This is a genomic window from Yinghuangia aomiensis, from assembly GCF_039542225.1.
GTDB classification, from domain to species: domain Bacteria; phylum Actinomycetota; class Actinomycetes; order Streptomycetales; family Streptomycetaceae; genus Yinghuangia; species Yinghuangia aomiensis.
Genome location: NZ_BAABHS010000004.1, coordinates 70,638 through 82,877 on the forward strand (window position 1 = coordinate 70,638; position 12,240 = coordinate 82,877).

The 12,240-nt window shown below is 72.9% G+C and carries 15 protein-coding genes; 6 read left to right on the forward strand and 9 right to left on the reverse strand.

Features of this window, described 5'->3' with window-relative positions; translation table 11 throughout:
- Nucleotides 1-201: 201 nt before the first annotated feature.
- From ABEA93_RS06640 to ABEA93_RS06650, 3 genes are all read left to right on the forward strand, one after another.
- A complete protein-coding gene (locus ABEA93_RS06640; RefSeq protein WP_345674358.1) occupies nt 202-453 on the forward strand; it encodes a hypothetical protein in 252 nt (83 codons plus the stop codon).
- A 165-nt stretch (nt 454-618) separates the two neighbouring features.
- Nucleotides 619-1,590 carry a metallophosphoesterase family protein gene (locus ABEA93_RS06645; RefSeq protein WP_345674359.1) on the forward strand — a complete coding sequence of 324 codons (972 nt, stop codon included), beginning with the start codon at nt 619-621 and terminating at the stop codon, nt 1,588-1,590.
- 91 nt (nt 1,591-1,681) lie between these two features.
- Nucleotides 1,682-2,518 (forward strand): SURF1 family cytochrome oxidase biogenesis protein, encoded by an 837-nt coding sequence (locus tag ABEA93_RS06650; RefSeq protein WP_345674360.1) that lies wholly within the window; start codon nt 1,682-1,684, stop codon nt 2,516-2,518.
- A gap of 63 nt (nt 2,519-2,581) precedes the next feature.
- On the opposite strand, the gene ABEA93_RS06655 is transcribed toward ABEA93_RS06650, so the two are convergent.
- Nucleotides 2,582-3,343 (reverse strand): SIR2 family NAD-dependent protein deacylase, encoded by a 762-nt coding sequence (locus ABEA93_RS06655; protein ID WP_345674361.1) that lies wholly within the window; start codon nt 3,341-3,343, stop codon nt 2,582-2,584.
- A 92-nt stretch (nt 3,344-3,435) separates the two neighbouring features.
- Between ABEA93_RS06655 and ABEA93_RS06660 the strand changes: the two genes are divergently transcribed.
- Both ABEA93_RS06660 and ABEA93_RS06665 read left to right on the forward strand, forming a co-directional pair.
- Nucleotides 3,436-4,518 (forward strand): Zn-dependent alcohol dehydrogenase, encoded by a 1,083-nt coding sequence (locus ABEA93_RS06660; RefSeq protein WP_345674362.1) that lies wholly within the window; start codon nt 3,436-3,438, stop codon nt 4,516-4,518.
- A 120-nt stretch (nt 4,519-4,638) separates the two neighbouring features.
- Complete coding sequence (locus tag ABEA93_RS06665) at nt 4,639-5,418, forward strand: SDR family oxidoreductase (protein ID WP_345674363.1); 780 nt, start codon at nt 4,639-4,641, stop codon at nt 5,416-5,418.
- 85 nt (nt 5,419-5,503) lie between these two features.
- Here ABEA93_RS06665 and ABEA93_RS06670 read toward each other — a convergent pair whose 3' ends face one another.
- The 6 genes from ABEA93_RS06670 to ABEA93_RS06695 form a co-directional block, all read right to left on the reverse strand.
- Complete coding sequence (locus ABEA93_RS06670; protein ID WP_345674364.1) at nt 5,504-6,148, reverse strand: Asp23/Gls24 family envelope stress response protein; 645 nt, start codon at nt 6,146-6,148, stop codon at nt 5,504-5,506.
- Between the two features lie 9 nt (nt 6,149-6,157).
- Nucleotides 6,158-6,766 (reverse strand): DUF6286 domain-containing protein, encoded by a 609-nt coding sequence (locus tag ABEA93_RS06675; RefSeq protein WP_345674365.1) that lies wholly within the window; start codon nt 6,764-6,766, stop codon nt 6,158-6,160.
- A gap of 49 nt (nt 6,767-6,815) precedes the next feature.
- Nucleotides 6,816-7,190 carry an Asp23/Gls24 family envelope stress response protein gene (locus tag ABEA93_RS06680; RefSeq protein WP_345674366.1) on the reverse strand — a complete coding sequence of 125 codons (375 nt, stop codon included), beginning with the start codon at nt 7,188-7,190 and terminating at the stop codon, nt 6,816-6,818.
- Nucleotides 7,190-7,372, reverse strand: coding sequence for a DUF2273 domain-containing protein (locus ABEA93_RS06685; protein WP_281467965.1), 183 nt, complete (start codon nt 7,370-7,372; stop codon nt 7,190-7,192). The genes ABEA93_RS06680 and ABEA93_RS06685 overlap by 1 nt, the downstream gene beginning before the upstream one ends.
- A gap of 94 nt (nt 7,373-7,466) precedes the next feature.
- Nucleotides 7,467-7,778 carry a hypothetical protein gene (locus ABEA93_RS06690; protein WP_345674367.1) on the reverse strand — a complete coding sequence of 104 codons (312 nt, stop codon included), beginning with the start codon at nt 7,776-7,778 and terminating at the stop codon, nt 7,467-7,469.
- Between the two features lie 27 nt (nt 7,779-7,805).
- Nucleotides 7,806-8,288, reverse strand: a complete 483-nt coding sequence (locus tag ABEA93_RS06695) for an Asp23/Gls24 family envelope stress response protein (protein WP_425584849.1) — start codon at nt 8,286-8,288, stop codon at nt 7,806-7,808.
- Between the two features lie 158 nt (nt 8,289-8,446).
- On the opposite strand from ABEA93_RS06695, the gene ABEA93_RS06700 reads away from it, so the two are divergent.
- On the forward strand, nt 8,447-9,016 hold the full coding sequence (locus ABEA93_RS06700) for an Asp23/Gls24 family envelope stress response protein (protein WP_345674368.1): 570 nt from the start codon (nt 8,447-8,449) through the stop codon (nt 9,014-9,016).
- Nucleotides 9,017-9,115: 99 nt separating this feature from the next.
- Here the strand turns inward: ABEA93_RS06700 and ABEA93_RS06705 are convergent, their stop codons facing one another.
- Nucleotides 9,116-11,065 (reverse strand): ABC transporter ATP-binding protein, encoded by a 1,950-nt coding sequence (locus ABEA93_RS06705; protein ID WP_345674369.1) that lies wholly within the window; start codon nt 11,063-11,065, stop codon nt 9,116-9,118.
- A gap of 404 nt (nt 11,066-11,469) precedes the next feature.
- Nucleotides 11,470-12,240 (reverse strand): enoyl-CoA hydratase/isomerase family protein, encoded by a 771-nt coding sequence (locus ABEA93_RS06710; protein WP_345674370.1) that lies wholly within the window; start codon nt 12,238-12,240, stop codon nt 11,470-11,472.

The following is a 12,240-nucleotide window of genomic DNA, read 5'->3' on the forward strand; positions in this document are numbered from 1 at the left end:
GGGTGCGTCCCCGGACCGCCTGTCGCCCATCGAAACGAACACCGCCCTCACCCGGTTGGGTCCGCCGCAAAAACCGGGCCCTCACTCCAACAGGCCACCCGATTTGCCGGGAAAGTCCGCCCGATCGATCGTGGTCGCGTATGTCTCTGCACCGCAGAGCCCCTCACCACCCTCGTCACCAACCCCGGCAAGGAGCACCCCATGGCCCGCTGCGAGGTCTGCGGCAACGACTACTACGCCAGCTTCGAGGTCCGCGCCGGAGACGCGGTGCACGTGTTCGACAGCTTCGAGTGCGCCATCACCCGCATGGCGCCGATCTGCGAGCACTGCCGCTGCCGCATCATCGGCCACGGCGTCGAAGCCGACGGCCGCTACTTCTGCTGCGCGCACTGCGCGAAGGCGGAGGGCGCCGCGGGCGTCCGCGACAACGTGTCGGTGGCCTCTTCCATGTGAAGCGTCCATGTGAAGCGTCCATGCGACGCGTCCGTGTGACGCGTTCCATGTGACACCGTCCCGCACGGCAGACCCGTCGGCCGGGCCCCGCACCCGCGGTTGGCCCGGCCGACGCGCGTCCAAGTGGTCTGGTGATCCGCTCCGTCGACCCCGGAGGATCAAGGCATGACGCCGCACCGCCGCGACCCCGCGCAGCTCCCCGTCGGCCTGGTCCTCGACGTGCCGGAGGCGCCCGCGCCGTACAGCGGTCCCGGCGTCCCGCCCGACGCCGACCGGTTCACGTTCGCGCTGATCTCCGACCGCACCGGCGACGCCCGCCCGGGCGTCTTCGAACGCGGGATCGCGGCGCTCAACATCCTCAACCCGGTGTTCGCCGTCCAGGTCGGCGACCTCGTCGAGGGCTACACCGACGACCCCGCCGTGCTCGACCGCGAATGGGCCGAGATCGACGCGATGCTCGCGCCGCTGCGGACGCCGCTGTTCCACGTCCCCGGGAACCACGACGTCGCCAACGACGCCATGCGCGCCCGCTGGCTCGCCCGCTACGGCCGCCTGTACTACCACTTCCGCTACCGCGGCGTGCTGTTCCTGCTGCTCAACACCCAGGACCCGGAGATCCCGCCGTCGCCCGAGGTCGCCGCCCGCCTCGACGCGCGTCTGGCCGCGGCCGGCGACGACGAGGAACTGCGCCGCGAAGCCTTCTTCGCGGAACTCGACTGGGAAGGCGTGCCGCGGGCCGCCGCGCTGTCCGACGAGCAGCTCGCCTACGCCGAAGCCGTCCTCGCCGAACACGCCGACGCCCGGCACACCGTCGTCGTCATGCACATGCCGCTGTGGCAGGGCTCCCACGACGGACGCGCCGACGGCACCGGGCATCCCGCCTACCTGCGGCTGCGTGCCGCGCTCGGCGACCGGCCGCACACGATGTTCTCCGGGCACGTGCACAACTACCGCGCGACCGAGGCGGACGGGAACCGCTACATCCGCCTCGGCCCGACCGGCGGCTGCTGGGTGTACGGCGACGGCGACCCCGGCAACGTCGACCACGTCACCCTGGTGACGATCGACCGCGACGGCCCGCACATCGCCAACCTCGCCCTCGACGGCATCCGCGGCGCGGACGGCACGCCGGTCTGACCGCGCCGGCCGTACCGACACCCGCCGACACCCGCCGCGACCCCGACCCGGGGGGGCTTGACGCCGGAGCGGCGGAGTACCGTCTTACCCCGTGTACCGCTTCCTGCTGACGCCGCGCTGGATCGCCCTCAACCTGCTGGTGATCCTGCTCATCCCGGTGATGATCAAGCTGGGTTTCTGGCAGTACCACCGGTACGAGGGCAAGGTCGAGCGCAACGACAGACTCAGCGCGAACCGCGACCACGCGCCCGTCCCGCTGACCGACCTGTTCGCGGTCGACCGCGACCTGCCGAGCGCCGACCAGTGGCGGCAGGCGACCGCGACCGGCGTGTACGACACGACGCACGAAGTCCTGGTCCGTCAGCGCACCAACGACAACGTCATCGGGTTCTACGTGGTCACCCCGCTGGTGCTGCCGGACAACACCGCGCTGCTGGTGAACCGTGGCTGGGTGCGCAGCACCGACGACGCGGCGGCCCGGCCGGACGTCCCGCCGGCCCCGTCCGGCCAGGTCACCGTGGTGGTGCGGGCCCGCCCGACGGAGACGTACAAGCGCAGCGGCATCCACGACCGCGACGGCCTCCCGGCCGGGCAGGTCATGAGGATCGAGTCGGCCAAGCTGGGCGAGCAGATGCCCGGCTACCGGGTGTACGGCGGCTACGGCCAACTCGTCGACGAGACCCCCAAGCCCGCGAAGCAGGCGACGCTGCTGGGCACGCCGGACCCCGAGGACATCGGCCTCAACCTGGCCTACGCCGTGCAGTGGTGGCTGTTCGTCGTCGGCATGCTCTTCATGTGGTACAAGATCGTCCGCCGCGAGGCCGCCGAGCTGGAAGCCGAACTGGCCACTCTGGACGCGGACGATGCCGGGGGCGCCGCCGCGGCCGAACCGAAGGCGGAGACGGCCCCGGTCGCGCAAGGCAGCTGAACAACACGCACGCCGGTGCGGAGCGGGTCCGCACCGGCGTGCGCAGGCCCCGCGCGGGCCAGGTCAGGCCTCCCGCGCCGTCAGCCCCTCGACGAGCTGCGGCAGCACCTCGCCGATCGGTTCGCGCAGCACCGCGTCCGCGACCGCGTCGTACGGTGTCTCGTCCGCGTTGACCACGACCAGCTTCGCGCCCGACTCGCGTGCCACCCGGCACAGCGAGGCCGCGGGCTCCACTTGGAGCGACGTGCCGACCGCGAGGAACACGTCGCACACCTGCGCGGCGATCGCGGCGCGTTCCAGCGTCCGCCGTTCCAGGGCCTGCCCGAACATGACCGTGGCGGTCTTCTGGATGCCGCCGCAGGCCTCGCAGCGCGGGTCGTCGTCGCCCGCCGCGATGCGGACCAGGTTCTCCTCCAGCGTGGTCCGGTGGCCGCACTCGGTGCAGACGACGCGGAACATCGTGCCGTGCAGCTCGATGACCTTGGACTCGCTGTTGCCGGCGCGCACGTGCAGGCCGTCGACGTTCTGCGTGATCAGGCCGAGCAGCCGCCCGGAGCGCTCCAGGTCGACGAGCGCGCGGTGCCCGGCGTTGGGCTGCGCGAGACGGGCCGGGTTGTCCCGGCGCAGCAGCCAGGAGCGGCGGCGGATGTCCGGGTCGGCCATGTAGTAGTCGTAGCGGACGAGCTTCTCGGCATCCGGATCCTTGGTCCACACGCCCTGCGGTCCCCGGTAGTCGGGGATTCCCGAGTCGGTGGAGATTCCGGCGCCGGTGAGCACCGTGATGGAATCAGAGGCCAGGATCAACTCCCGGACGGCGGCGTTCATGCCAACGAGCGTAGCCACCGGCCGGATCTGACGGCATGTCATTAACCCGGCGCGTCCGGTAGCCCGGCCGGGCGGGAAGAGCTGGAGGGGTCATGGTGCGTGCTGCCGTACTGCACGGGGTCGGCGAGGCGATCCGGGTCGAGGAGATCGAGCTGCCCGCGCCCGGGCCGGGGCAGGTCCGGGTCAGGATCGCCGCGGCCGGGGTCTGCCACTCGGATCTGTCGCTGGCGGACGGAACGCTCGACCAGGCGTTCCCGGTGGTGCTCGGCCACGAGGGCTCGGGGACCGTCGCCGCCGTCGGCGAGGGCGTCACCCACGTGTCGCCCGGCGACCCGGTGCTGCTGATCTGGGCGCCGCCGTGCGGGGCGTGCTGGTTCTGCGAGCACGGCGAGCCGCACTTGTGCGCGAAGGCGATGGACGCGTCGCGGGTGCCGTACGCCCGTCTGGGCGACGGCACCGAGGTGCTGCCCGGCCTGGGCACCGCGGCGTTCGCCGAGGAGACGGTCGTGCCGGCCGCGGGCGTCGTCCCGCTGCCGCCCGGCGCCGCGCTGGAGGAGGCCGCGCTGCTCGGCTGCGCGGTGACCACCGGCACCGGCGCCGTGTGGAACACCGCGCAGGTGCCCCCGGGCGCGTCGGTCGCGGTGATCGGCCTCGGCGGTGTCGGGCTGTCCGCGGTGCAGGGCGCGCGGGTCGCGGGCGCGACGGTGATCGTCGCGGTCGACCCGGACGAGGGCAAGCGCAAGCTGGCGGTGGAGATGGGCGCGACGGACGCCCTGGAGCCGGGCGCCGACCTGGGCAAGCGGGTGCGGGCGCTGACCGGCGGCCGGGGCGTGGATCACGCGTTCGAGTGTGTCGGGCGGTCGGCGACGATCCGGGCCGCGTGGGGGCTGACCCGGCGCGGCGGCATGACGACGGTGGTCGGTGTGGGCGGCAAGGACGACAAGGTCGAGTTCAGCGCGTTGGAGCTGTTCCACTTCGCGCGAACGCTGACCGGCTGCGTCTACGGCTCCACCGATCCGGCCCGCGACGTCCCGCGCCTGGTCGCGTACGTGCGCGACGGCCGCGTCGACCTGGGCGCGCTGGTGACCGCGCGGATCGGACTCGACGGCATCGACGAGGCGTTCGCCGCGATGCGCCGCGGCCAGGGCGCCCGGTCGCTGGTGATCCCCGGCTGACCTCGGGCCGGTCCCGGGCTGGTCCGGCGTTGCCCGCCGGGCCGATCCCGGGTCGGCCGCAGCGGACTTCACTGGCCCGGCCGAGTGACGCGGACTGTCCGGTTGCGCGAAAATGTCCGCATGGATCTTGGACTTCGCGATCGTGTGTACCTCGTCACCGGGGCGACCCGCGGCCTCGGGTTCGCGGCGGCGCGGGCGCTCGTCGACGACGGCGCCCGCGTGGTCGTGACCGGCCGCACCGAAGAACGGGCCGGAAAGGCGGCCGCGGAGCTGGGCGGCCTCCCGCACGCGCTCGGCGTGGCCGCCGACAACGCCGACTCGGGCACCGCCGAGCGCCTGACGGCCGCCGCGGTGAGCCGCTTCGGGCGGCTGGACGGCGTGCTGATCAGCGTCGGCGGCCCGCCCGCCGGCCCGGTCATGCGGATGGAAGACGACCAGTGGCGCGACGCGTTCGAGTCCGTCTTCCTCGGTGCGGTGCGGCTCGCGCGGGCCGCCGCCAACGCGATGGGCGACCGCAGCGGCGACGACGAGGAAGGCGTCATCGGGTTCGTGCTGTCCACGTCCGTGGTCAGCCCGATCGGCGGCCTCGCCATCTCCAACGGGCTGCGGCCGGGCCTGGCGATGACCGCGAAGACGCTCGCCGACGAACTCGGGCCGCGCGGCATCCGGGTGGTCGGCCTGCTGCCCGCCCGCATCGACACCGACCGGGTCCGGGAACTCGACGCGCTGTCCGGCGACGCCGCGAAGGCCCGCGCCGGGCACGAGGCGGGCATCCCGCTCGGCCGCTACGGCACGTCCGAGGAGTTCGGCAAGGTCGCCGCGTTCCTGCTGTCGCCCGCCGCGTCGTACCTGACCGGTGTGATGGTGCCGGTGGACGGCGGCGCGCTCCGGGCGCTCTGACCCGGGCACCCGCCACGACGACGGCGGGCCCGGAGGCCGGCTCTCCGCCGGTCTCCGGGCCCGCCGCGCATGTCCCGTCCGGACGCTATTCGAGCTTGCGGCGCGGGAGCCCGCGCGCTGTGCGCAGTTCCACCACGACCGGCAGCCGGTCGAGTTCCACCGCGCCGCGGCCGTGCTCGACGACCTCGGTGCGGATCGCTTCGAGAACCGCGCGCGGTTCCGCGCCGGCCTCGGTGCGCACCGCGACCTTGAGCCGCGGCCCCTGCCGCCGCCGGACCAGGCGCGCCTGCGCGTTCTCCACGTCCGGAACCTGCTCGATGTCGTCGGCGATCGCGTCGGCCAGCGCATAGCCGTTCACCGTGATGGTGTCGGCCTCGTCGCCGACCAGGCCGAAGCCGGTGCCGAGGCCCGACGGGCCTTCACCGTGGCCGTCCGAGGTGTCCGCGACCCGGATCACCCGCACCGGGCGCCGCCGGAACTGCGCGAAGAACCACCACAGGCACACCACGGCGACGAACGCCGGAACGCCGAATGCGACCCACCACCACCAGCCGTGGTCGGTCAGCCGTTCGGTCTGGCTCGGCGTGATGAGCGCCTTGTGCCGGTTGCGCAGCAGGCTGTCGAGCTGGTCCCGCAGCCAGCCCCGCGACCGGGCGACCGTGTACAGACCCCCGAGCAGCAGGCCCAGGCCGACGATCGTCAGCAGGACCCGGTTCACCACACGACGCATGGCGTCCCGTCACCTCCCACTGGCCGGCTGGAGCCGCACGTCGATGCGCGGCACCCGGACCATCAGCAGCGCGTCGGCGCGCTCGCGGAGCGCGGCCTCCAGCTCTTCGAGCAGTTCGTCGGGGTCCCGGAAGTGGTAGTCGACGCGCATCACCGCTTTGCGCCGCGACATCCGGACCCGCGCGTCCAGCACCCCGGTCGACCGCAGCGCGGTGTGCCGGAGCAGGTTCGCCGCGGTACGCCGGGTCATGAACGCGGTCATCTCGCTGCCGACCGGGAAGAGCGGCAGCAGGTGGCGCTTGCCGGGCGTCCAGGCGAGCAGCAGCAGCCACGTGCCGAGGACCGCGGCGACGGTGCCGCCGACCCACACCCAGCGGTCCGTCCACTGGTGCGTCTGCACCCAGTCGAGGACGTCGTAGGACCAGTCGGACGTGCGTTCCAGCTTCGCCGCGATGCCGAAGAACAGCAGCACGCCCGCGACCCCGCCCACACCGAGCGCGGTCACCATCGAGGTGAACCCGCGCGTCGACCAGGCCCGCCGCGGCTTGCGGTAGCCGGCCTCGGCCGGCTCCTCCGCCTCCGGTCCGGGCTTGTCCAAGGGCGCGTCCAGAACGCTCACACGGGCCGCCTTCCGCCGGCGGTCCGCGCGGATGCCGCACGGCACGGGTTCACTGGACGCGCCTCCTGCCCTTGCCCGCCCGGGTCAGCCGCCCGACCACCACGTCGATCCGCACGACCGGCATGCCGGTCAGGCGTTCGACGTCGGATCGGACCCGGTGCCGCACGGTGCCGGCGACATCGGTCACCCGCCCGGGGTAGGGGATGTCGAGATCCAGCCGCACCGTGGCATGGTCGTTCCGTAGTTTCACGCCCGCTTTGGGGGCGCGCAGTTTCGTGTCCGGCGCGGCTTCCCCGGCGGCTTCGCGGGCTGCGTGCGCCGCGATTTTCTCCACCACGCGCTCGCCGATGCGCAGCGAGCCGCGCTCGGCGGGCTCGGCGGGCGGGTCGAGGTACGACGGCCCGTCGACGCGCGAATGCCCCATCAGCGGCGCCGGCCGCGCGACGAGAACAGTTCGCTCAGGTCCAGATCGCCGTCGAAGTACCGCCCGGCCAAGAAGCCCACCGCGCCCAAGGCGGCGACCAGGAGGAACGCCCCGAAGCCGCCGATCGCGGCGGCCAAACCGAGGGCCATGCCGACCAGCAGGCCTACGACCGGTGTGCTCATGACTACCTATCTCCCTCGCGGTACCGGCAAGACATATTCAGACACCCTTGCACGACGGTGTCACCGTCATATCGCATGTCGCCCGCGCGTCCGGTCACCGAACACGCGGATTCTGCTTGCGCCGGTAGCGGTCCACGATGGACCGCCAGACCTGCGACGGCAACGATCCGCGCCGGTAGGCGGTCACTTCGGACACCGGTGGCGGTCCGGTCCGGCGCCGGCCGGGCCCCTGCTCCCCGTCGGAAAGCAGGGCCCGGTACCGGTCGAGGCCGGCCACGAACTCGTCCGGGTCGCCACCCCGGTCCGGGTGCCGGGCTTTGACGAACTCCCGGTATTCGCGCAACAGTTCGCGGCGCACCCGGTCGTCCGGGTCGCCGTGAGCCGTGTCGACGGGATCAATCGTCATCGCCGGGCCCCGTCCTGGGTCGTGGTGCTACTGCAGCTGGCGCTCGTTGTCGTCTTCGTAGGAAATGTGGATGTCGTCGACGGCGATGTTCACCTCGACGACCTCCAGGGCCGTCATGCGCTCCACCGACGTGATGACGTTCTCCCGCACCGCCGCGGCGAGTTCCGCGATCGGGACACCGTATTCGACGACGATGGCGAGATCCACGGCACACTGCTTCTCGCCGACCTCGACATTGACGCCCTGCGCGACGTTGGGCTTGCCGCCCGGGACCCGCTGGCGCACGGCGGCGAAGGCACGTGCGGCACCACTGCCGAGCGCGTACACGCCCGAGATGTCACGCGCCGCGATACCGGCGATCTTGGCGACGACACCGTCGGCGATGGAGGTCCGGCCTCGGTCGGACTGCAGCCGCACCACCTCGGTCGACCGCCCCTGTCCCGGAATGCGTTCTGCCCCCTCTTGCTCCACAGCCTGCGAACCGGCCTTCTGCGTCGACGTGTCCGCCACTGACGCACTTCCCTTCGCCATAGGATTTTCCCCCAGGTGTCCGATCCACCCATGCCCGATGAGCGGGTCGTGACACCTGTACCAAGGTTATGAGCACTTCCCTGTCGCGACCGGGATCGAACCCGCCTTGTCGCCCGGAGCGCAAAAGGCGGACTCGAATGAACACACGCGACGACGAGACCGTACCCCCGGGGAGTGAACTCCCGCCGACACTTCCCACCGCGGCGGAACTCCTCGCGGCAACGGGCGGACCAAGCCGCGTCACCCGGCCGAAAGACGCGGCCGGCAAAGGCGCTGCGCGGAGCCGTGGCGGGCGCAAGCCCGCGAGCGCGGCAGAGCCCGCCACGGCGGCGCCCGCGTCGGCGGCGGAGCCGGGCGCGAAGTCGGCCGAACGGCCCACCGCCGCCCCCCGGCACCGGCTCACCGAAGCCGTCGAAGCCCTCGGCCTGACCGAATCCCCGCAGGCGGCAGCCCTGCGGGCCGCCGCGGACGCGGAACCGGGCGTCCGCAGCCGCAGTTGCCTCATCCGCGAGGGTGACGACGGCAAAACCACGGTGATGATGTCCATCGCGGTCTCCTACGGCCACGTCCTCCCGGAAACCGCCGAACGGGTACGCGCCCGGGTGAAGAAGGCCGTCCCGAAAATCCTGAAGCTGCGCATTCGGGATGTCCGCATCGACGTACGCATCGTCTGGCTGGACGAGCCGGGCGCGGGAGAGGCCGGGTAGCCGCCGATCGCCGACGGAGACCGACGGCGGCGCCGACCTACTGCCCCTCGGCGACACCGGGGCGGGCAGCACGACCGTCCCCGCGGTGCTCGTCGGTCCTCAGCCCGCCAGCGCCGCCTCGGCCTCACCTGCGTCCTCGGTCGTCCCGACCGGGTGCGGTGCGGGAGCGCTCGGCGCGGGGGCGGCCGGGTCGCGGAATTGGCGGTGGTACAGGTCGGCGTAGGTGCCGCCGCGGGCGAGGAGGTCCTCGTGGCGGCCGCGTTCGACGATGCGGCCGCCGTCCACCACCAGGATCTGGTCGGCGTCCCGCACGGTCGACAGGCGGTGCGCGATGACCAGCGCCGTCCGGCCCCGCAGGGCGTTCGCCAGCGCGGCCTGCACCGCGGCCTCCGACTCGGAGTCGAGGTGTGCGGTGGCCTCGTCCAGCACCACCACGCTCGGCGCCTTCAGCAGCAGCCGGGCGATCGCCAGCCGCTGCTTCTCGCCTCCGGACAGCCGGTGGCCGCGCTCGCCCACCACCGTGTCGAGCCCGTCCGGCAGCCCCGCGACCAGGTCGCCGATGTTCGCCGCGCGCAGCGCCGCCCACAGGTCGTCGTCGGCCGCGCCGGGCCGCGCGTACAGCAGGTTGCCGCGGATCGTGTCGTGGAACATGTGCGAGTCCTGCGTGACCACGCCGACCGTGTCGCGCAGCGACGCCAGGGTGACGTCGCGGACGTCGTGCCCGCCGATCCGCACCGCGCCGCCGGTCGCGTCGTACAGGCGTCCCAGCAGGCTGGTGATCGTCGTCTTGCCCGCTCCCGACGGCCCGACCAGGGCGATCATCTGCCCCGGTTCGGCGGTGAACGACACGTCGTGCAGGACCTCGCCGCTGCGCGCCCGGTCCAGGACCGCGACCGATTCCAGCGACGCGAGGGAGACCTCGTCGGCGGTCGGGTAGCGGAACGCGACGTGGTCGAACTCGACACGGGCGGCGTCGGCGGGGAGCGTCCCGGCGTCCGGCTTGTCGGCGACCATCGGCACCAGGTCGAGCACCTCGAAGACGCGTTCGAAGCTGACCAGGGCGGTCATCACGTCGACGCGGACGTTGGCGAGCGCGGTGAGCGGCCCGTACAGGCGGCCGAGCAGCACGGTCAGCGCGACCAGGGTGCCGACGGTCAGCTTGCCGTCGACGGCCAGATGCCCGCCGATCAGGTACACGAGCGCGGTCGCGAGCGCGGCGACGAGGGTGAGTGCGGTGGCGAAGACCCGGTTGACCAGCGCGATCCGCACCCCGATGTCGCGGACCCGGCCGACCTTGGCGGCGAACAGGGCGTCCTCCTCCTCGGGCCGCCCGAAGATCTTGGCGAGCATCGCGCCGGAGACGTTGAAGCGCTCGGTCATGACGGCGGACATGTCCGCGTTGAGCTGCATCTGCTCGCGGGTGAGGGCCTGGAGGCGGCGGCCGATCCACTTCGCCGGGAGGATGAACAGCGGCAGCAGTACCAGCGAGATCAGGGTGATCTGCCAGGCGAGATAGAACATCGTCCCGGCGACCAGCACGAGGCTGACCAGGTTGGAGACGGTGCCGGCGAGCGTCGAGGTGAAGGCGCGCTGCGCGGCGAGGACGTCGTTGTTGAGGCGGGAGATGAGCGCGCCGGTCTGCGTGCGGGTGAAGAACGCGATGGGCATGCGCTGGACGTGCGCGAAGACCTGCGTGCGGAGGGCGTAGATCGATCCCTCGCCGATCTGCGCGGAGTACCAGCGCTCCACGAGCCCGACGCCCGCGGCCACCACGGCCAGCCCGGCGACCACCAGCGCGAGGGTGGTGACCAGTCCGGGGTTGTGCCCGAGCACGCCGTCGTCGACGATCCGCTGGGCGAGCAGCGGGGGCACCACGGTCAGCACCGCGTCGACGACGACCAGCGCGAGGTAGGCGGAGATCTGCCCGGCGAAGGGGCGGGCGAACGCGCCGACCCGGCGCACCGTCCCGGGCGCAAGCTTCTGCTTGGCCACCGAACCGTCACGCGAGAACGAACGCGGGGATACCCCCAGAGAGCCACCGGGCAGCATGCGTGGTCATTACCTTTCGCCGGGTCACGGGAATCCGCCGAACCGGACCCGACCCCGCGCCCGCCCGACCACCGTCCGAACCTGACACCAGGTCAGCCCCACCACGGCATGCAGCCCAACACCGCCACCCCCGAAATCCTTCCGCGCCGACGGACGCGGGCCCGGGGCTGACCGGTGAAGCGAGCGCGGGTCCGCGGCGGACGCGACACGGCGCGGGGGTCGGCCTGGCCGGAGCGCCGAGGCAGGTGCACGACACGAGCGCGAGGAATGCCGCGCAGCGCGAGCGGCGCGGGTCGACGCCGCGCCTCGGCCCCGCTCGCCGCGTCGGGCACCGCGCACCGGGACTGCGGCGACGGCCCGCGGCACCCATCGCGGTCCGACCCCGTCGCGACTCCCCTTCGCCCCTACTCCCCCGCCCCCAGCAAGTCCTTCAACCTCCGCGTCTGGGCCTCTCGTTCGGCCGCGCGCTGTTCGTCGTAGGAGCGGGTGGTGGCGCCCGCCAGGAGTGCCTTCGTTTCGACGACCGCGTTGCGGGGGGCCGCCGTCAGCGCGTTCGCCAGCGCCAAGGCGGCGGTGTCGAGGTCGGCGCGGGGGACGACGCTCGTGGCGATGCCCAGCGCGGCGGCCTCGGCGGCGCCGATCCGGCGGCCGGTGAGGCAGATCTCCAGCGCCCGGGCGTGGCCGACCAGGTCGACGAGCGGCTTGGTGCCGGCCAGGTCCGGCACCAGCCCGAGCTGGGTTTCCAGCATGGCGAACTGCACGTCGTCCGCGCACACCCGCAGGTCGCAGGCGAGCGCGAGCTGGAACCCGGCCCCCACCGCGTGGCCCTGCACCGCCGCGATGGAGACCAGGTCCGGGCGGCGCCACCACGTGAACGCCTCCTGGAACACGGCGATGGCCGCGTCCACGTCGGCGTCGTCGCGCTCCGCCAGGTCGGTGAGCGCGGGCTCGCCGGGCACTCCTCCGCCGCCGGGGAACAGGCGGCGGTCGAGTCCCGCCGAGAACGAGGTGCCCTCGGCCCGGAGCAGCACCACGCGGACGTCGCCGGGCAACGAGCGCCCGATCCCGGCAAGATCCCGCCACGTCGCGGGCGTCTGCGCGTTGCGCCGGTCCGGATTGTCCAGGGTCACCACAGCGAGTTGCCCCGTCGTTTCCAGACGGACGTACTCCGACAT